This is a genomic window from Seohaeicola saemankumensis (assembly GCF_021021435.1).
Classification (GTDB): domain Bacteria; phylum Pseudomonadota; class Alphaproteobacteria; order Rhodobacterales; family Rhodobacteraceae; genus Seohaeicola.
The window spans coordinates 1-20,463 of the sequence record NZ_JAINWI010000030.1 but is presented as its reverse complement, the minus strand read 5'-3'; the positions used below and the strand labels follow the sequence as shown (position 1 = coordinate 20,463).

Sequence of the window (20,463 nt, the reverse complement as noted above, 5' to 3'; positions counted from 1 at the left end):
TTAACGTGCGGTTTGTTACGTTCAAACTTTGCCTTGCCCATGGTGGGACTCCTTTATGTGTCGTCGGTGGTGGGTGCATACCCACCCTACGGGGTTGTGGTAGGGTGGGGGTGACCCCCACCAACCGTTATGCGTATTTCTTCTGGATCTCGTCCGAGATGTTCTGCGGAACCGCTTCGTAATGGTCGAACTGCATAGTGAAGTTCGCACGTCCCGAAGACATCGACCGCAACGTGTTGATATAGCCAAACATATTGGCCAGCGGTACGAAAGCGTCGATGACATTCGCGTTGCCGCGGCTGTCCTGACCGTTGACCATTCCACGACGGCTGGTCAGGTCACCGATGATTCCGCCGGTATATTCTTCCGGTGTCACAACTTCGACCTTCATAATCGGCTCGAGCAGTTTGGCACCCGCCTTGCGCAGACCTTCGCGCATCCCGGCGCGTGCCGCAATCTCGAACGCCAGAACCGACGAGTCAACATCATGGTAAGCGCCGTCGATCAGCGCCACTTTGAAGTCGATCACGGGGAAGCCGGCCAGCGGCCCCGAATCCATCACCGATTTGATGCCTTTTTCGACACCCGGGATGTATTCTTTCGGAACCGAACCACCGACAACCTTGCTTTCGAAGGAATAACCCTCGCCCGGTTCGGTCGGCATGATGACCATTTTGACGCGTGCGAACTGACCCGAACCACCCGACTGCTTTTTGTGGGTATAGTCGATTTCAGCTTCACGGCTGACGGTTTCACGATAGGCCACCTGCGGCGCACCGATATTCGCCTCGACCTTGAACTCGCGCTTCATGCGGTCGATCAGAATATCGAGGTGAAGTTCGCCCATGCCGCGCATGATGGTCTGACCGGACTCAAAATCGGTCTCAACGCGGAAAGATGGATCTTCGGCTGCCAGACGCGCCAGAGCGATACCCATCTTCTCTTGGTCGGCTTTTGTTTTCGGCTCGACCGCGATCTCGATTACCGGCTCGGGGAAGGTCATGGTTTCGAGAACCACGGGATCTTTTTCCGAGCAGAGCGTGTCACCGGTCGTCGTGTCCTTCAGACCGGCCAGAGCGATAATGTCACCCGCAAAGGCTTCATCAATCTCTTCGCGGTTGATGGCGTGCATCATCATCATCCGGCCAACGCGCTCTTTCTTGCCTTTGGTCGAATTCAGCATCGCATCGCCCTTTTTCAGGACGCCAGAATAGATACGCGTGAAGGTCAGCGAGCCCACGAAGGGATCGTTCATGATTTTGAACGCCAGACCCGAAAAGGCCATGTTGTCATCGGCACGACGCGGAATGTTGCGTGTTTCGGTCTCGTCACCGGGTTTGAAGCCCATGTAATCGACAACGTCCATCGGGCTGGGCAGGAAGTCGATCACCGCGTTGAGCAGAGGCTGCACGCCTTTGTTCTTGAACGCTGAACCAGCCATCACAGGTACAAAGGACAGCGACAGCGTGCCCTTGCGGATCAACTGGCGCAGGGTGGCTTCGTCGGGCTCTTTGCCTTCCAGATAGCCTTCCATCGCGGCATCGTCCATTTCAACGGCGACTTCAATCAGGTTGGCACGCCATTCGTCGGCCAGATCCTGAAGGTCGGCGCGGATTGGCTGACGAACCCAGGACGCGCCCAGATCTTCGCCTTTCCAAACCCATTCTTCCATTTTGATCAGGTCGATGATGCCTTCAAGCTTGTCTTCGGCACCAATCGGCAGAGCGATAGGCGCAGGGATCGCACCGGTGCGGTCCTTGATCATCTTGACGCAGTTGAAGAAATCGGCGCCGATCTTGTCCATCTTATTGACGAAGACGATCCGCGGCACCTTGTAACGGTCGGCCTGACGCCAGACAGTTTCGGTCTGAGGCTCGACACCGGCATTGGCGTCAAGCAGGCAAACGGCACCGTCCAGAACAGCCAGCGAACGCTCGACCTCGATGGTGAAGTCCACGTGACCGGGAGTGTCGATGATGTTGAAACGGTACTTGGTTGCCGATGTACCGTCCGCATCGGGATCTTCCTGACGCTGCCAGAACGTCGTAGTTGCAGCCGAGGTGATCGTGATCCCGCGTTCCTGCTCCTGCTCCATCCAGTCCATCGTCGCGGCGCCGTCATGGACTTCGCCAATCTTGTGGGACTTGCCTGTATAGAAAAGGATACGCTCGGTCGTCGTGGTTTTACCCGCGTCGATATGCGCCATAATCCCGAAATTGCGGTAGCGCGTCAGTGGATATTCGCGTGCCATCAGGGAGGCTCCTCTTACCAGCGGTAATGGCTGAACGCTTTGTTCGCGTCGGCCATTTTATGAGTGTCTTCCCGCTTTTTCACGGCAGAGCCACGGCTGTTGACCGCATCAAGCAGTTCACCGGCCAGACGCTCTTCCATCGTGTTCTCGTTGCGGGCGCGCGAGGCGTTGATCAGCCAGCGGATCGCCAGCGCTTCACGACGCTCGGGGCGCACTTCGACGGGCACCTGGTATGTTGCACCACCCACGCGGCGCGAACGCACCTCGACGGAGGGTTTGATGTTGTCCAAAGCTTCATGGAATACCTCGATCGGCGCGCGCTTGATCTTGTCCTCGACGCGGGTCATCGCGTTGTAGACGATGCGCTCGGCGGCGGATTTCTTGCCGTCGATCATCAGGTTGTTCATGAACTTTGTCAGAACCCGGTCACCATACTTGGCGTCGGGCAGGATTTCGCGTTTTTCAGCGGCGTGGCGGCGGGACATCTGTTAGATCCTCTTACTTCGGACGCTTCGCGCCGTACTTCGAACGACGCTGCTTACGGTTCTTGACGCCCTGGGTATCCAGCACACCGCGCACGATGTGGTAACGGACACCGGGAAGGTCTTTGATACGGCCGCCACGGATCAGGACAACAGAGTGTTCCTGAAGGTTGTGGCTTTCACCGGGAATATAGCTGATGACCTCAAAACCGTTGGTCAGGCGCACTTTGGCAACCTTCCGCATGGCCGAGTTCGGTTTCTTTGGCGTGGTCGTGTAAACGCGCGTGCAAACGCCCCGTTTCTGGGGGCACTGCTCGAGGTGCACCGACTTGGACCGTTTGATTTTTGGCTGCCGCGGTTTGCGGATCAGCTGCTGGATCGTAGGCATTGGGCTTCTTTCCCCGTCTATCAACACATGTGTCAGCGCGGGCATCCCCGCGGGTTAATCTCACGCACTTTGCGCGTCCACAAAGCACAATCACCGCTATCGTTCCCATTCCGAGGTGAACGACGCGGTGGGTTTCCAGAGGATCGAGGCAGCATTAGCCCGGATCGTGTCCACTACAGTTTCGAATTCGGCAATGGGACATAGCCCGCGCCAGATGGTGGGCGTATAGGGGGAGTCGCAGGGGTTGTCAACACGCCCAAGGCGCGCTTCGATAGATGCCTGACAACCGTCGGGCGGACTAGTGGCCGATGCCCGTCCGAAGCTTTGCCTCGGCCGCAATCCGGCGTTTCAACTGGCCTTCGCGGTAGAGCGTGAACACCCCGCTGCCCACCACAATCGCCGCACCGATCAGGGTCAGCGGCGCAGGCCAGTCACCAAATACCAGCCATCCCAGCAACAACGCCCAGATCAGACCGGTATAGCGGAACGGAGCAACAAAGCTGATCTCGCCAACGCGCATGACCATGACAGAAAAGACATATCCGAACACCACCATGACAGAGGCACCGACCGTCATGCCGGTGCGGTAAAGGTCCATCGGCACCCAGTCCACCCCTAGACTTGCCACGCCGAAGGCCAGCATCAATCCAAGCGAGGTTGTAAATGTGACCATCATGGAATGGGTCGCGCCGGACACCCGCCTTGTGACAAGGTCACGTAGCGTCACGAAAGCCACGGCAATCAAGGCATAAATCGAGAAGATCGTGAACCCCTCCCCGCCAGGACGCACGATCAGAAGAACACCGCCCAGCCCGACAAGAATTGCCGTCATGCGCCGCCAGCCCAATGGCTCGCCAAAGAACAGGGCCGCCGCAAGGGTCACCACAAGCGGCAGCGACTGCATGATCGCGCTGACATTGGCCAGCGGCATGTTGTAAAGCGCCGTCAAAAAGAAATAGGCCGATCCGATTTCCGCAACCATCCGCAAGGTAATCAGCGCCCTGTCGCGTGGCGGAATACGCAGGTGCAAAGCGCCCACATACCAGGCCATCACACCGATCGCCAAAGTGGTCAGGATACCCCGTAGAAAGATAAGCTGGAACAGCGGCATCTCGCCGGACAATGCCTTCATGAACGTATCGTTCAGGGTGAACCCCGCCATGCTGGCCATCATCAGCAGCGCACCGCGGGTATTGTCTGTCAGCATCCGTCCGCTCCGGCTCTTGCAGGGTGACGTTATAGGCAAAGGCTCCGGCTGCAAGGGCAAAGCATGAAAAAAGCCCCCGCCAGTGGCGGAGGCTTCAATGTCTTCCAAAAACCGCGGGGTCTTATTCGTCGCGGCTTTCCGGTGTCTCGACCAGCGTGTCGAAAGCATCGCCGCCGACGATATCGTCAATCGGCGCGGCCAGTGCAGCGGCGGCCTCGGCCTCTTCACGACGGGCCTCGATCACCACATTGTCACGCTCGGAGGCGATACGACGCACGCGCGCTGTCGCACCACCTGTCCCCGCAGGGATAAGGCGACCCACGATCACGTTCTCTTTCAGGCCGACCAGTTTGTCACGTTTGCCCTGAACCGAAGCTTCGGTCAGCACGCGCGTGGTTTCCTGGAACGAGGCCGCCGAGATGAAGCTGCGTGTCTGCAGCGACGCCTTGGTGATCCCCAGCAGGATCGGTGCACCCGTTGCCGGACGCCCGCCCTTGGCCATGATCTTGTCGTTGACCGCGTCGAACTCGGCCTTGTCCAGATGTTCGCCTTTCAGCAGCGTGGTATCGCCGCTTTCGTCGATTTCCCATTTCTGGAGCATCTGGCGCACGATGACTTCGATGTGCTTGTCGTTGATCTTCACGCCCTGCAGACGGTAAACATCCTGCACTTCGTCGATCATGTAGTCAGCCAGCGCTTCGACACCCATGATAGCAAGGATGTCATGCGGCGCGGGGTTGCCATCCATGATGTAGTCACCCTTCTGCACGAAGTCGCCTTCCTGCACAGGGATGTGCTTGCCCTTCGGCACCATATACTCGACCGGCTCCACACCCTCGGCGCTGGGTTCGATCGTGATACGGCGCTTGTTCTTGTAGTCCTTGCCAAAGCGCACGTAGCCATCGCATTCGGCGATGATCGCGTGATCCTTGGGACGACGGGCTTCGAACAGTTCGGCCACACGCGGCAGACCGCCAGTGATGTCCTTTGTCTTGGCACCTTCGCGCGGAATACGCGCTACAACGTCACCGGCTTTGATGTCCTGACCTTCTTCGACGGACAGGATCGCGTCCACCGACATCGGATAGGTCACAGGGTTGCCGGATTCGTTGCGGACAGGCTCTCCATCGGTGTCGACCAGAATGATCTCGGGCTTGAGCTCGTTACCTTTGGGGGCCGCGCGCCAGTCCATCACGATCTTCTGGGTCATTCCGGTGGCATCATCGGTCTCGTCGCGGACAGCAATGCCCGAAACCAGATCGACATATTTCACCTGACCCGCCTTCTCGGCAATGATCGGCAGGGTGTAAGGGTCCCACTCGAACAGTTTGTCGCCACGGGCAACCTTGGCACCTTCCTTGACGAACAGCTTGGTCCCGTAGCCCAGCTTGTGGCTGGCACGTTCTTCTCCCGCGTCGTCACGGATCACCAGTTTCATGTTACGACCCATGACCAGTGTCTCACCATTCGAGTTCTCGATGGTCGAGGCGTTCTCATAGGTCACGGTGCCGGACTGGCTGGCTTCAAGGAAGGATTGCTGACCACCTTGGGCAACGCCGCCGATGTGGAATGTCCGCATCGTCAACTGTGTGCCCGGCTCACCGATCGACTGCGCCGCGATGATGCCGACAGCTTCGCCGACGTTCACCTTGGTGCCGCGTGCAAGGTCACGACCATAGCAGGTCGCGCAGACGCCATCCTCGGCCTCGCAAGTCAGCGGGCTGCGGATACGAGCGGATTGCAGGCTGGACAACTCGATCATATCGGCCATCCGTTCGTCGATCAGCACACCATGCGCCACCATGACTTCGCCGGTGGCAGGGTTCACCAGATCCTCGGCTGCGACACGTCCCAGCACACGCTCGGCCAGCGACGACACGACTTCGCCGTCATTCACGGCTGCTTCGGCTGTGATCGCACGGTCGGTGCCGCAATCATTCTGACGCACGATGCAATCCTGCGCCACGTCCACCAGACGACGGGTCAGATAACCCGAGTTCGCCGTTTTCAGAGCGGTGTCCGACAGACCCTTACGGGCGCCGTGGGTCGAGTTGAAGTATTCAAGAACGGTCAAACCTTCCTTGAAGTTCGAGATGATCGGCGTCTCGATGATGTCACCGTTCGGCTTGGCCATCAGGCCACGCATACCGCCCAGCTGCTTCATCTGGGTGACCGAGCCACGCGCACCGGAATGGGCCATCATGTAAACCGAGTTCGGCTCCATTTCAGAACCATCAGTGTCACGCTTGTTGGCCGAGATGGTGCTCATCATCGCCTCGGTGACCTTGTCGTTACATTTCGACCAGGCATCGACGACCTTGTTATACTTCTCACCTTGGGTGATCAGACCGTCCATATACTGCTGTTCGAAATCCTTGACCTGATCGCGGGTGTCGTCAACGATGGTCCACTTGTTATCCGGCACAACCATGTCGTCCTTGCCGAAGGAAATCCCGGCCTTGAACGCTTCACGGAAGCCCATGGTCATGATCTGGTCACAGAAGATAACCGACTCTTTCTGACCGCAGTAGCGGTAGACTGTGTCGATGACCTGCTGCACTTCTTTCTTGCGCAGCAGACGGTTGACCAGTTCAAACGGCGCCTTCGCGTTCATCGGCAGAAGCGCCCCAAGCCGCACGCGACCCGGAGTGGTCTCGTAGCGTTTGACGATCTCGTTACCTTCCTCGTCGATCTGCGCGACCCGCGCAGTGATCTTGGCATGCAGGTGAACCGCACCGCTATCCAGCGCGTGCTGGACTTCGTCGATGGACGAGAAAGCCATCCCCTCGCCTTTCATGCCTTCACGCATGATCGAGGTATAGTAGAGACCCAAGATCATATCCTGCGACGGCACGATGATCGGCGCGCCGTTGGCCGGCGACAGCACGTTATTCGTGGACATCATCAGAACGCGCGCTTCCAACTGCGCTTCCAGCGACAGCGGAACGTGCACGGCCATCTGGTCGCCGTCGAAGTCGGCGTTGAAGGCCGAACAGACCAGCGGGTGAAGCTGGATCGCTTTACCTTCGATCAGGATCGGCTCGAACGCCTGGAAACCCAGACGGTGCAGGGTGGGCGCACGGTTCAGCATCACGGGATGCTCGCGGATCACCTCGTCCAGAATATCCCAAACCTCGGGGCGTTCTTTTTCTACCAGTTTCTTGGCCTGTTTCACGGTCGAGGACAGACCCTTGGCTTCCAGCCGCGAATAGATGAACGGCTTGAACAGTTCGAGGGCCATTTTCTTGGGCAAACCGCACTGGTGCAGCTTGAGTTCAGGACCGGTCACAATGACCGAACGACCCGAGAAGTCGACGCGCTTACCCAGAAGGTTCTGACGGAAGCGGCCCTGCTTGCCTTTCAGCATGTCCGACAGCGATTTCAGCGGACGCTTGTTGGCACCTGTGATGACGCGACCGCGACGGCCATTGTCGAACAACGCATCGACAGATTCCTGCAGCATCCGCTTTTCGTTGCGCACGATGATATCGGGTGCACGCAATTCAATCAGGCGCTTCAGGCGGTTGTTCCGGTTGATCACACGACGATAGAGATCGTTGAGGTCGGACGTCGCGAAGCGGCCACCATCCAACGGCACCAGCGGGCGCAGTTCCGGCGGGATGACCGGAATGACCGTCAGAACCATCCACTCAGGACGGTTGCCGGATTCGAGGAAGGACTCGACCACCTTCAGACGCTTGATGATCTTCTTGGGCTTCAGCTCGCCAGTCGCCTCTTTCAGATCGGCGCGCAACTGCTCGGCTTCCTGATCAAGATCAATCGCGGCCAACATCTCGCGGATCGCTTCAGCACCGATATTGGCGGTGAAAGCATCAGCGCCATACTGGTCCTGTGCGTCCATGAACTCTTCTTCGGTCAACATCTGGCCATAGGTCAGATCGGTCAGACCGGGTTCGATGACAACGTAGTTCTCGAAGTAGAGCACCCGCTCCAGATCCCGTAGCGTCATGTCCAGCATCAGGCCGATGCGGGAGGGCAGCGACTTCAGGAACCAGATGTGGGCCACGGGCGAGGCCAGTTCGATGTGGCCCATACGTTCGCGGCGGACCTTTTGCAGGGTCACTTCCACGCCGCATTTCTCGCAGACGACACCGCGATACTTCATGCGCTTGTATTTACCGCACAAGCATTCGTAATCCTTGATCGGGCCAAAGATACGCGCGCAGAACAGGCCGTCCCGCTCGGGCTTGAAGGTCCGGTAGTTGATGGTTTCGGGCTTCTTGATCTCGCCATAGGACCACGACAGGATGCGCTCTGGCGAGGCCAGAGAGACCTTGATCTCGTCGAATGTTTTGATCGGGGCAACCGGGTTGAACGGATTGCTTGTGATTTCCTGGTTCATTTTCAAATCCTTGATTTGGGGCAGAGGTAAAGGCGTGTCAGGGGCGCGCGGGGTCTGCGCGCCGCCTTATTCACTCGTCATCCTCTGCATCCAGGAGTTCCATGTTCAGGCCAAGGCCGCGCACTTCTTTCACCAGAACGTTGAACGATTCAGGCACACCCGCCTCGAAATTGTCCTCGCCCTTGACGATCGACTCGTACACCTTGGTCCGGCCCGCCACGTCATCCGACTTGACGGTGAGCATTTCCTGAAGCGTGTAGGCCGCGCCATATGCTTCAAGTGCCCAGACTTCCATCTCACCCAGACGCTGCCCACCGAACTGTGCTTTACCACCCAGCGGCTGCTGCGTGACAAGGCTGTAGGGTCCGGTCGAACGTGCGTGGATTTTCTCATCCACAAGGTGGTGCAGCTTGAGCAGGTATTTGATGCCCACGGTGACCGGACGGATGAACTGCTCGCCGGTACGACCGTCGAACAGGACCGACTGGCCCGAAGTATCAAAGCCCGCACGCTTCAGCGCGTCATTGACGTCAGCCTCTTTGGCACCGTCGAAGACCGGCGTTGCGATCGGCACACCCTTGGTGATGTTGCCGGCAGCTTCAACCAGTTGATCTTCTTCCATACCCTCAAGACCTTCGGCATAGACGTCATCGCCATAAGCCTGACGCATGGCGTCACGCACAGGTGTCAGGTCGCCGGTCCGGCGGTAATCCTGAAGCGCGTCATCCACACGCACACCCAAGGTACGCGAAGCCCAACCCATATGGGTTTCGAGGATCTGGCCGACGTTCATACGCGACGGCACACCCAGCGGGTTCAGACAGATATCGACAGGTGTACCATCCGCGAGGAACGGCATGTCCTCCATCGGGATCACCTTCGAGACCACACCCTTGTTGCCGTGACGACCGGCCATCTTGTCTCCGGGCTGCAGCTTACGCTTCACCGCGATGAACACTTTGACCATCTTCATCACGCCAGGGGGCAGATCGTCGCCACGGCGGACTTTTTCGACCTTGTCCTCGAACCGTGCATCAAGGGTCCGCTTCTGCACTTCGTACTGTGCGTTCAGCGCTTCCATGATCTGGGCATCCGCCTCGTTCTCGAGTGCAAGCTGCCACCACTGGCCACGGCTCAGCATCGACAAAAGCTCTTCGTCGATCACGACATTCGGCTTGACCCCTTTCGGGCCCTTCACCGCCACTTTGCCCATGATCATGTCTTTCAGACGGGCATAGATGTTGCGGTCAAGGATTGCCAACTCGTCGTCGCGGTCACGTGCCAGACGCTCGACTTCCTCACGCTCGATCTGAAGCGCTCGCTCGTCTTTTTCAACGCCGTGGCGGTTGAAGACGCGCACTTCCACGACCGTACCGAAATCGCCGGGCTTGACCCGCAACGACGTGTCACGGACATCGGATGCTTTTTCGCCAAAGATGGCGCGCAGCAGTTTTTCTTCCGGTGTCATAGGGCTTTCACCCTTGGGCGTGATCTTGCCCACCAGAATATCGCCCGGCTCCACATCGGCACCGATATAGACAATCCCTGCCTCATCGAGGTTGCGAAGAGCTTCTTCGCCGACGTTGGGAATGTCGCGCGTGATCTCTTCCGGCCCAAGCTTGGTGTCACGGGCGGCAACTTCGAATTCCTCGATATGGATCGAGGTAAAGACGTCGTCACGCGCGATCCGCTCGGAAATCAGGATCGAGTCTTCGTAGTTGTAGCCGTTCCAGGGCATGAAGGCGACGATGACGTTCCGGCCAACGGCCAGTTCGCCCATATCGGTGCAGGGACCGTCCGCAATCACTTCGCCTTTCTCGACCAGATCGCCCACCTTCACCAGCGGGCGCTGGTTGATGCAGGAGTTCTGGTTGGAACGCTGGAATTTGCGCATCCGGTAGATATCCACACCGGCATCGCCCAGTTCCAGATCGCCCGTGGCGCGCACAACGATACGCATCGCGTCGACCTGGTCGATCACACCGGCACGTTTCGCCATGATCGCCGCACCGGAATCGCGGGCTACGATGCCTTCGATCCCTGTGCCGACCAGTGGCGCTTCAGTCTGCACCAGCGGCAGCGCCTGACGCATCATGTTCGAACCCATCAGGGCGCGGTTGGCGTCATCGTTTTCAAGGAATGGGATCAGCGAAGCCGCAACAGAGACCAGCTGTTTAGGGCTGACGTCGATCAGATCGACCTGCTCGCGCGGGGCCAGCGTGTAATCGCCCGACTGACGCGTGGTGACCAGATCGTTCACCAGATTGCCATCATTATCCAGCGTAGCGTTGGCCTGCGCCACGGTGTGGCGCATTTCCTCGGTCGCGGAAAGATAGACAACCTCGTCGGTCACGTGGCCTTCTTTGACGATACGGTAGGGCGTTTCGATAAAGCCATATTTGTTGACGCGCGCATAGGTCGCCAGCGAGTTGATCAGACCGATGTTCTGACCCTCCGGCGTTTCAATCGGGCACATCCGGCCATAATGGGTCGGGTGAACGTCGCGCACTTCAAAGCCTGCACGCTCGCGGGTCAAACCGCCCGGCCCCAGTGCCGAAAGGCGACGCTTGTGCGTGACCTCGGAAAGCGGGTTCGTCTGATCCATGAACTGAGACAACTGCGAGGAGCCGAAGAATTCGCGCACAGCCGCGGCAGCGGGCTTGGCGTTGATCAGATCCTGCGGCATCACCGTGTCGATCTCGACCGACGACATACGCTCTTTGATCGCGCGCTCCATCCGCAGCAGACCGACGCGGTACTGGTTCTCCATCAACTCGCCGACCGAACGGACACGACGGTTTCCAAGGTGGTCGATATCGTCGATATCGCCCTTGCCGTCACGCAGTTCGCAAAGCGCCTTGATACAGGCCACGATATCCTCGCGGCGCAGGGTGCGCATCGTATCGGCAGCGTCCAGATTCAGGCGCATGTTCATCTTCACACGGCCAACAGCCGACAGATCGTAACGATCCGCGTCGAAGAACAGCGTATCGAACAGTGCGCTTGCGGCATCAACCGTGGGCGGCTCGCCGGGGCGCATGACACGGTAAATATCCATCAGCGCACCGTCGCGTCCGATGTTCTTGTCGGCGGTCATTGTGTTGCGGATGTAGGGGCCGACATTGATATTGTCGATGTCCAGAACCGGAATGTCGGTGATGCCGGCATCCATCAGTTCTTTCAACGAACCGCCTGTGATCTCGCCATCCTTGTCGCGTGTCAGGGTCAGCTCATCGCCAGCTTCGACATAGATCGCGCCGGTTTCCTCGTTGATGATGTCCTTGGCGACAAACTTGCCAAGGATTTGGTCGAACGGAACCAGAAGCTCGGTGACCTTGCCTTCGTCCTTGAGCTGTTTGACAGCGCGCGGTGTAATCTTTTTGGTGGCTTCGGCAATGATTTCGCCGGTCGCCGCATCTACAAGATCGAATGTCGGGCGGGTGCCGCGAACGCGATCGGGGAAAAACTTGGTGACCCAGCCCTGACCCGAGGACTTGGACTTGCTCAGCTTATAGTTCACGGTGTCGTAATAGGCATCCATGATCGCTTCCTGATCCAGACCCAGCGCATAAAGCAGGGTTGTCACAGGCAGCTTGCGACGGCGGTCAATCCGCGCAAACACAATGTCTTTGGCGTCGAATTCGAAATCCAGCCAGGAACCGCGATAGGGAATGATCCGGCAGGCGAACAGCAACTTGCCCGAGCTGTGCGTCTTGCCTTTGTCATGATCAAAGAACACACCCGGCGAGCGGTGCATTTGGGAAACGATCACGCGCTCGGTGCCGTTCACGACAAAGGTGCCGTTTGGTGTCATCAGGGGCATATCGCCCATGAACACGTCCTGCTCCTTGATATCCTTGACCGACTTCGCGCCGGTATCCTCGTCGACATCGAACACGATCAGACGCAGCGTCACCTTCAAAGGTGCCGCATAGGTCATATCGCGCTGCATGCATTCCTCGACATCATATTTCGGCTTTTCCAGTTCGTATTTCACGAATTCCAGCACGCTGGTTTCGTTGAAATCCTTGATCGGGAAGACCGACTGGAACACACCCATGATACCTTCGCCCTCGGCGGGCACAGGGCCATTGCCCGAGTTCAAAAACAGGTCATAGGAAGATTTCTGTACCTCGATGAGGTTCGGCATTTCCAGCACTTCGCGGATCTTGCCGTAATATCTGCGCAAACGTTTCTGGCCGAGGAATGTCGTCGCCATGATCGATGTCACCTTTCGTTTCTTTCCGGCTGCGCCTGTCGTCGGGCCACGACTGCACACCTCTTTGAAACAGGACTGTTCGGATCCATTCATGGCCTCTGTCCCACCAGAGGCCTCCCGATCCTTGAACCGCACCTTGGAAAAAGCTTCTCAGAAAGCCCTTGCCAAGACGGGTTCGGCTGGGCCCGGAAAACCGGACCCAGCCAGATATCTTGTCCGGGTTACCCCGGAACCGATTACTTCAGCTCGACGGTGGCGCCAGCTGCTTCCAGCTTTGCCTTGATGTCGTCGGCTTCGGCCTTCGAGACTTGCTCTTTCACAGCCTTGCCACCGGCATCGACCAGATCTTTGGCTTCTTTCAGGCCCAGACCGGTGATGGCGCGGACTTCCTTGATCACGTTGATCTTGGATGCGCCCGCGTCTTTCAGGATGACGTCGAATTCGGTCTGCTCTTCAGCAGAATCGGCTGCACCACCAGCGGCGGGGCCTGCCATCATCACTGCGCCGCCAGCGGCGGGCTCGATGCCGTACTCATCCTTCAGGATGGTTTTCAGTTCTTGTGCTTCGAGAAGCGTCAGACCAACGATCTCTTCTGCCAGTTTCTTCAGATCAGCCATTTTACTGTTTCCGTTCGTTTAAGATGTGTTCCAACGTGCAGGAATTTCCACACGCAGATCAAAAGGTTGCTTACGCGGCCGCCTTGTCCTCGATCGTGGACAGGATGGACGCGATATTCGAAGCAGGCGCGCCAATCGCACCGGCGATGTTGGCAGCAGGTGCGCCAATGCAGCCCACGATCGAAGCAATAAGCTCCTCGCGCGACGGCATTTTCGACACAGCTTCAACACCGGCCCGGTCCAGACCCGTGCTGCCCATTGCACCGCCAAGAATTTCGAATTTCTTGTTGTCCTTGGCGAAGTCCTCGGCCACCTTGGCTGCTGCCACGGGGTCCTCGGAGAAGGTCAGTACGGTCATACCCGTCAGAAGATTGGCGATGCTTTCGCAAGGCTTCCCCTCAAGGGCGATCTTGGCGAGCTTGTTCTTGGCGACGCGAACGGACCCACCCACTTTGCGCATACGCGCGCGCAGGTCCTGCATCTCGGCAACCGTGAGACCTGCGTAGTGGGAAACGACCACAACGCCAGAGCTTTCAAAGATCTGGCCGAGTTCCTCGACCACTTTCTCTTTTTGTGCTCTATCCACAGTTTCACTCCAAATTTGGGAGGGTATAACCCTCCGGCTCGTCTACGCCGGACAAAAGGTGCCCGGCTTTCGGGTCCTTACGGGTCTGGCCAAGCTCGCCTCGGGAACACAAGTGAACACCCGAAGAAATCTGGTCTTATCCCGTCTCGGGCAGGATTTATGGCCAGGCCACCCACCGTCTCGGACGAATCGATAGGCCGCCACGACAGGGTCGGGCGACCTAACGATCGGGTGTTTAGTGCGTTGAGCAGAGAATGTGAAGCCCTTCTTAGCATTTTCACGCGACGGCAAGGATCACACAGTCGTTTTGCCTGCGGTATCTTCCCAGTTGCGCATCACGGTCTTCAGCCGCGTGGTCGAGATATTCTCGGTCCGAGACAGATAGATCACGTCACAATGCGCGCTCAACTCGTCGAATTTTCCAGCCCAATCGTCACCCATCGCGAACACATCAGCGTTGAAACGATGGATATCCCCAACTTTCTGGTCCCAGCTATCCTCGGGGAAGACATCCGCAACATAGCGGCAGGCCATCAGGATCTCGGCGCGGTGCTCGAAGGGCATAACACAGGTCTTGCCCTTGATCCTGTTGAATTCATCCGAGGAGCAACCCACGATCAGCCTGTCACCCAATTCTGCCAGACGGCGCAGCAAGCGGACATGGCCCACATGGAACAGATCGAATGTGCCATAGGTCAAAACTACATTGTACTTGCTGGTCACTGGTAACATTCCTTCCTTATCATACACCCGTAGGGCCTTTTTGCCGAAGGCACGCCAAAATCACTTCAATCCTGCAAGGAAGGTTTTGAATTTTCTTTTAGCGGCATTCCACGGAAACTTGAAATAGGGGTCCGGTGTCCGCCACTCTGTTCCGTAATTATTGGCGAGCATTTTCTCGCTGTCGGCAGGGATATAATGCCCCGTCTTCGGGCATTTAGACAGCGGCAGCACGTCATCTCGTGTCAGGTCGCCGAACGTGTGGGGATAGACGAAAAACCGATCCCCCTCGAACCAAGCAGGGAAAAGGTCAAACTTGACGTCGCCATGTCCGGTCAGTTTGAAAATAGCATCGCTCATCATTTGCTCTTCAACCAGAATCCCCGCCTCGCGCATGGTTGATCGCAATGCCGACCATTCCTGCGCCGCCGTTTCCGCTGACTCCGCATGAAGAATGATCGCAAGGTCGATGTCATCGTCATGGTCGATCAAACGGCCATCGCGCACAACGCCAAGCAAGGTGCCCGAGTTCAAAAAAACCTCGTATCCCTGCCGTGTCAGAAAGCCCATATGCTCGCCGATCCTGTCCCAGATGGGACTGTGATCCATGTCGGCAAAGCTTTGGGGTCGAAAGCCGTGACTTGTCAGGCGCTCTTCACCCAAGCCGGACTTCAGCAAATCCTCGAACGCGACAAAGCGTTCAATCTCTCCTCGGCTGTCCCGAAAGTTCCGCAACTGTTTGATTGTACGAACGACAATTGCCGGACGGATTCTTCCGGCAATGCAAGTCGCAATTCTAGCCTCCAACCACTCCCCACGCATACGAGGGCTGGATAGAGATTTTAGCTCGGCAAAATAGCGGAACGCTTTGAAGTCGGTATCGTCGATCAACAACGCGTAAAGTGCAATCGCCCGTATTTCGAATACCCTGCGTTCTTTCTCGGACAGATCATCAACACGGCTGTTTTCTGTCATGGATAGACCAAGGGCTTTAGGCATGTCGCACTCTCAAAATATCAAATCCAAATCGCATTCCGTCGACGAGGTCCGCGTCGCTTGTCGCGATGTTAGAGAATCGTATCCGACTGACGAAACAAAAAGTGCAGCCAAACAAAAACGCCGGTCCTGAGACCGGCGTTTGTGCAACATTTCTATGACAGTATCGGCTTACTCGGCGTTAGCCGAAGCCAGATCGAGCGATACACCGGGTCCCATTGTCGAGGAAAGGGATACTTTCCGCAGATAGGCCCCCTTGGCGCCGGCCGGCTTGGCCTTGGCAACCGCATTCACAAAGGCGCGGATATTCTCGACCAACTTGGCTTCGTCGAAGGACACTTTGCCGACGCCCGCATGTACAACACCGGCCTTTTCGACCTTGAACTGCACTTCGCCGCCTTTCGCTGCCTGAACAGCAGTCGCGACATCCATGGTCACCGTGCCCACTTTGGGGTTCGGCATCAAGTTGCGCGGGCCAAGCACCTTACCCAAACGGCCCACAACGGGCATCATGTCAGGGGTTGCGATGCAGCGGTCGAATTCGATCTTGCCGGACAGGATGGTTTCCATCAGGTCCTCGGCGCCGACGATATCGGCACCAGCGGCAGTCGCCTCGTCGGCCTTCGCGCCACGGGCGAACACCGCAACGCGCACGTCTTTGCCTGTGCCGTTGGGCAGACCGACAACCCCACGAACCATCTGGTCGGCGTGACGCGGGTCAACACCAAGGTTCATCGCGATCTCGACGGTTTCGTCGAACTTGGCCGAGGCATTTGCCTTGATCAGCGCAACGGCTTCTTCAACGCTCAGGTTTTCCTTGCCGGCAACGGCTTCGCGCGCAGCGCGGGTACGTTTTCCAAACTTCGCCATTACTTCACCTCGATGCCCATAGAACGGGCAGAGCCCAGAATGATCTGCATAGCGCCTTCAACATCGTTGGCGTTCAGATCGACCATTTTCGCTTCGGCGATTTCTTTTACCTGTGCGACGGTCACGGTACCGGCGGTGGCGCGTCCGGGCGTCTTGGAACCGGACTGAACCTTAGCGGCTTTCTTCAGGTAATAGGACGCGGGCGGCGTCTTGATGTCCATCGTGAAAGACTTGTCCTGATAGTAGGAAATCACGACGGGAACAGGCGCACCGGGCTCCATTTCTGCTGTCTTGGCGTTGAAAGCCTTGCAGAATTCCATGATGTTAATGCCGCGCTGACCCAGAGCGGGACCGACGGGCGGGGATGGGTTGGCTTGCCCGGCTTTCACCTGAAGCTTGAGCTTGCCGATCAATTTCTTGGCCATCTGGCCTCTCCTTTGTTCCAACACCGCACTGACGCGTCAGGCGGTCTTTCGTGGCGTGGTCCGGTCCGACGGTCGCGACCGCCTCGCCTCCCACGATGTACACACTCAGATCTGCTTGGAGACCTGCGTGAATTCCAGTTCAACCGGAGTTTCCCGGCCGAAAATAGACACCGCGACCTTCAGCCGCTGGTTCGCCTCGTCGACTTCTTCGATCATGCCATCGAAATCCTCGAACGGACCATCGCTGACCTTGACCTTCTCGCCGATCTCGAAATGAATCAAGGTCCGCGGGCTTTCCTCGCCTTCCTGAACACGTCCAAGTATCGCCTGCACCTCGGCATCCCGCATCGGCATCGGACGGCCTTGCGGGCCAAGAAATCCGGTGACGCGGTTGATCGAGTTGATCAGGTGATAGCCTTTGTCGGACATTTCCATCCGCACCAGCACATAACCCGGCATAAAGCGACGCTCGGTCGTGACCTTTTTGCCGCGACGCACTTCGATCACTTCTTCTGTCGGCACCAGAACTTCTTCGATCTGGTCCTCAAGACCGCTCTCGATGACGGACTGTCTGATCTGTTCGGCAATCTTCTTCTCGAAGTTCGAGAGAACACTCACCGAATACCACCGCTTCGCCATCGCTGTTCCAGTCCTCAACTTCCGGCAGTGCCGGTATTTTCCTTACTGTCCAAGTGCTTCGCAGCCCTTGCCCGAAAACAAAAATCGGCGTGCAACACGAATCGCCGCACGCCATTTCCGGATCAGGCTTGTCCCCTACAAAGGAAACCGTCTGGATTCAAGGGCGAGCGGTGTATTTTGATCCGAAACCGGATCAGCCAAACATACCCAGAACGCTGCGCAGACCGAATTGAATTGTCAGATCCACCAGCGAAAAGAACAGCGCCGTCAGGGCCGCAAGAATAAAGACCATAACAGTGGTCAGCAAAACCTCGCGCCGGGTGGGCCATACCACCTTGGAAACTTCCGAGCGGACCTGCTGAATATACTGGATCGGATTGGTGCGTGCCATGGATGCGTCTTTTCTATCAGGATCAGCGGATCACATACGCGGGTCGTGTCCCAATTTCAAGGCCCGGCACGCGGCTGCGCCGGCATCATTCGCTTGCGTCGCTATTTTGCTTTCTGGTGGAATTGGCAGGGGCAGCAGGGTTCGAACCCGCGACCTACGGTTTTGGAGACCGTCGCTCTACCAGCTGAGCTATACCCCTAAGGCCGGAGCATCCGGATACGACGCAGCGGCTGCAATATCAAGGGCTAATCTTCGGCCTTATTACGCCCTTTAATGCCACTCCTGCAAGAAAGCGCCAAGCATCAGGGCTGCAAACTCCGGAGATTTATGTCCGGCATCACCGCTTTCCAAGGCACCCTCGATTGCATAGCGCGCATCGGTAAAGGCACCGTCCACTATCGTTTCATCCGGTTGCGCGATCAGCGTGATCCCGTCAGCCGCCAGAATATCCGCGAACACTCCCCAGATGCGGGCACGATCTTGTGCCTCGGCCTCAAGTGCGAAAGGATACAGGTCAATCGGCATCTTCGGCGCGGCGAAGTCCAGTATGCCCTTGGTCATCAAAGGAGCAGGCGCAAAGAAAACTTTCGTCTTGCCGCTACGTGCAAAACTGCGCGCAATCCTGAAGGCTCGGCATGATACAAGAAAATGCTGCGCGGCAGCCTGCATCACCGCCCCGCTGACCGCGCGTTTCGGGTCACGCAGGACATGGAGATAGGGCACCATGAATTCCGCCATCCGCAAGCGGGCGCCATAAAACAGGAAACCGTCGAAATCGTCTGCAACAAGCGAAAGCCGCCCAAGACCATTGACCCGCGCCACAATCTCGGCAGCTTCCTTGCTTTCGGGGCGGACCACGCCATCCTTGATGTCGATCTGCCGGAAAGCAGGACCTGCCGCCCCCCAAAACTCGACCGCCAGCCCATCCAATTCGACAAGTCCGGCGTTCAGCGCCTTGCGGATACTACCGATGTGACTGTCCCCGAAGATGCACAAACTGTCACGACGAGAGGTCACCCAACAATTCCTCTTCACATTTCACTTCGTTGAAGCCGGCCACGGCTGCCGCAGGCTTGCGCTTTTGACGTTTCTTTACCGGTCCGAAAACCCGCGCCTGATCCGCAAAAAAGTGCTGCATCACCGTTGCGACGCCTTGCGCCTCGACACTACGCATGTTGGGTGCGTAGAACATGCCGCGAAACACCGGATGCGTGATGATCTCGTATGACGGAAAATAGTCCACGAACTTCATTTCTGCCTCAAGCTGCCCTGCCACAGCGCGAAGAACGGATTTGGACAGCGTTGTTGCAGTCAGAACATGCCGGCGCGATGCTGTCGCGGTCAAGGGCACGGGCGACACTGTCAGTAATATCTTCAAACCCGGATTGTGGGCGCGCATCAGCTTGATCGCTGCCTGCATATCCCGCATCAACGGGCGAAACCCGCTATTGCGGAAGACATGCTTTTCAGGATCGAAACGACAGCCTGGCACTGTTCCGGGGCACAGCGCATATTCAAGCCCTGTTTTGGTATTCACCCAAGACTCCGTCAATCCTAGTGTGAAAACAAATACATTGGCAGTGGTCACGGCTTTACGCAGGGAGGCCAGCGTGCTGCTGCGCGCGGCCTGCAATTCGGCCAGCGAAGCGAAACCTTCAGGTTCGATCACAGGACGAAGAGGGTCGAAAAACCGCCCCCCCTCCTGCCATATTTCGTCAGGCAGGTCGCGGGACGCAAAGGTCAGTTCCAGCCATTGGAGCAACATCCGCGGTGTGTAAATATTACCTGTTCGGAAACTGAATATCCCGTAGTTGAAGCGGCGCGCATCCTCGGCACGCAAGAAAGGCGGAGCCGGCTCTGCATCAACCCAGTGATACCCGCGATCGGCCATAGCGCGCCCGATATGCTGCGCGAAACAACTCCCGGCGGTGACAATCCGGTCTTTCGGAACAATACGGAATTTCGGGGTCCAAAGCTCTGTCAGACCAAAGGGGCCTACATTGGCCACCCCGCTGCGCCAGAAGGAATTGGGCCCAAGCCCTGAATACGGATTCGCGGTCTCAACTGACACTGGATTCTCTTGGCACAACACGACCCGACTGGACGCACACCAAAACCTAGCAAAGCACGGGCTTGGCGGCAACAATACGATCCCCAAAAACAAGAAAGCCCCCTGATCAGGGGGCTTTTTGCAGATTCTTCCATCTTGGTCACATCGCTGAACGCGGCGGGACCAAACCCGAAGTGGTCTTTTACTTCAGAATTTTAGACACGACGCCCGCGCCGACGGTACGACCGCCTTCACGGAT

Annotated in this window: 16 protein-coding genes and 1 tRNA gene; all 17 read right to left on the bottom strand. The window is 57.5% G+C overall.

Translation table 11 applies throughout. The features are described from left to right. Positions 1–127: 127 nt before the first annotated feature. Complete coding sequence (gene fusA / locus K7H22_RS19390; RefSeq protein WP_230802466.1) at positions 128–2,251, bottom strand: elongation factor G; 2,124 nt, start codon at positions 2,249–2,251, stop codon at positions 128–130. A gap of 14 nt (positions 2,252–2,265) precedes the next feature. Next, positions 2,266–2,736: a 30S ribosomal protein S7 gene (rpsG, locus tag K7H22_RS19385; protein ID WP_230802465.1), complete on the bottom strand. Its 471-nt coding sequence runs from the start codon at positions 2,734–2,736 to the stop codon at positions 2,266–2,268. 13 nt (positions 2,737–2,749) lie between these two features. Continuing rightward, positions 2,750–3,121 carry a 30S ribosomal protein S12 gene (gene rpsL, locus K7H22_RS19380; RefSeq protein WP_230802464.1) on the bottom strand — a complete coding sequence of 124 codons (372 nt, stop codon included), beginning with the start codon at positions 3,119–3,121 and terminating at the stop codon, positions 2,750–2,752. Positions 3,122–3,419: 298 nt separating this feature from the next. Then, positions 3,420–4,328: a DMT family transporter gene (locus tag K7H22_RS19375; RefSeq protein ID WP_230802463.1), complete on the bottom strand. Its 909-nt coding sequence runs from the start codon at positions 4,326–4,328 to the stop codon at positions 3,420–3,422. 121 nt (positions 4,329–4,449) lie between these two features. After that, positions 4,450–8,691: a DNA-directed RNA polymerase subunit beta' gene (rpoC, locus tag K7H22_RS19370; RefSeq protein WP_230802462.1), complete on the bottom strand. Its 4,242-nt coding sequence runs from the start codon at positions 8,689–8,691 to the stop codon at positions 4,450–4,452. 70 nt (positions 8,692–8,761) lie between these two features. After that, a complete protein-coding gene (gene rpoB / locus K7H22_RS19365) occupies positions 8,762–12,910 on the bottom strand; it encodes a DNA-directed RNA polymerase subunit beta (protein ID WP_230802461.1) in 4,149 nt (1,382 codons plus the stop codon). 236 nt (positions 12,911–13,146) lie between these two features. Further along, complete coding sequence (rplL, locus tag K7H22_RS19360; protein ID WP_068289620.1) at positions 13,147–13,527, bottom strand: 50S ribosomal protein L7/L12; 381 nt, start codon at positions 13,525–13,527, stop codon at positions 13,147–13,149. Between the two features lie 70 nt (positions 13,528–13,597). Further along, the gene (gene rplJ / locus K7H22_RS19355) at positions 13,598–14,113 is read right to left on the bottom strand and encodes a 50S ribosomal protein L10 (RefSeq protein ID WP_230802460.1); all 516 of its coding nucleotides are present in this window, start codon (positions 14,111–14,113) and stop codon (positions 13,598–13,600) included. A 294-nt stretch (positions 14,114–14,407) separates the two neighbouring features. Continuing rightward, positions 14,408–14,836 (bottom strand): adenylyltransferase/cytidyltransferase family protein, encoded by a 429-nt coding sequence (locus K7H22_RS19350; protein ID WP_230802459.1) that lies wholly within the window; start codon positions 14,834–14,836, stop codon positions 14,408–14,410. Positions 14,837–14,896: 60 nt separating this feature from the next. Beyond that, positions 14,897–15,724 (bottom strand): LicD family protein, encoded by an 828-nt coding sequence (locus tag K7H22_RS19345; RefSeq protein WP_230802458.1) that lies wholly within the window; start codon positions 15,722–15,724, stop codon positions 14,897–14,899. Positions 15,725–16,000: 276 nt separating this feature from the next. Next, positions 16,001–16,699 carry a 50S ribosomal protein L1 gene (gene rplA, locus K7H22_RS19340; RefSeq protein ID WP_230802457.1) on the bottom strand — a complete coding sequence of 233 codons (699 nt, stop codon included), beginning with the start codon at positions 16,697–16,699 and terminating at the stop codon, positions 16,001–16,003. Further along, positions 16,699–17,124, bottom strand: coding sequence for a 50S ribosomal protein L11 (gene rplK / locus K7H22_RS19335; RefSeq protein ID WP_230802456.1), 426 nt, complete (start codon positions 17,122–17,124; stop codon positions 16,699–16,701). Before rplK ends, rplA begins: the two co-directional genes overlap by 1 nt. Before the next feature lie 105 nt (positions 17,125–17,229). Beyond that, positions 17,230–17,763, bottom strand: a complete 534-nt coding sequence (gene nusG / locus K7H22_RS19330; RefSeq protein ID WP_230802455.1) for a transcription termination/antitermination protein NusG — start codon at positions 17,761–17,763, stop codon at positions 17,230–17,232. 193 nt (positions 17,764–17,956) lie between these two features. Further along, positions 17,957–18,154: a preprotein translocase subunit SecE gene (gene secE, locus K7H22_RS19325; RefSeq protein ID WP_230802454.1), complete on the bottom strand. Its 198-nt coding sequence runs from the start codon at positions 18,152–18,154 to the stop codon at positions 17,957–17,959. 123 nt (positions 18,155–18,277) lie between these two features. Beyond that, positions 18,278–18,353: transfer RNA gene (locus K7H22_RS19320), tRNA-Trp, on the bottom strand. A gap of 71 nt (positions 18,354–18,424) precedes the next feature. After that, entirely contained in the window at positions 18,425–19,171 is a 747-nt protein-coding gene (locus K7H22_RS19315) for a hypothetical protein (protein WP_230802453.1), read from the bottom strand. Then, the gene (locus tag K7H22_RS19310; protein WP_230802452.1) at positions 19,155–20,225 is read right to left on the bottom strand and encodes a GSCFA domain-containing protein; all 1,071 of its coding nucleotides are present in this window, start codon (positions 20,223–20,225) and stop codon (positions 19,155–19,157) included. The genes K7H22_RS19315 and K7H22_RS19310 overlap by 17 nt, the downstream gene beginning before the upstream one ends. Positions 20,226–20,463 lie beyond the last annotated feature (238 nt).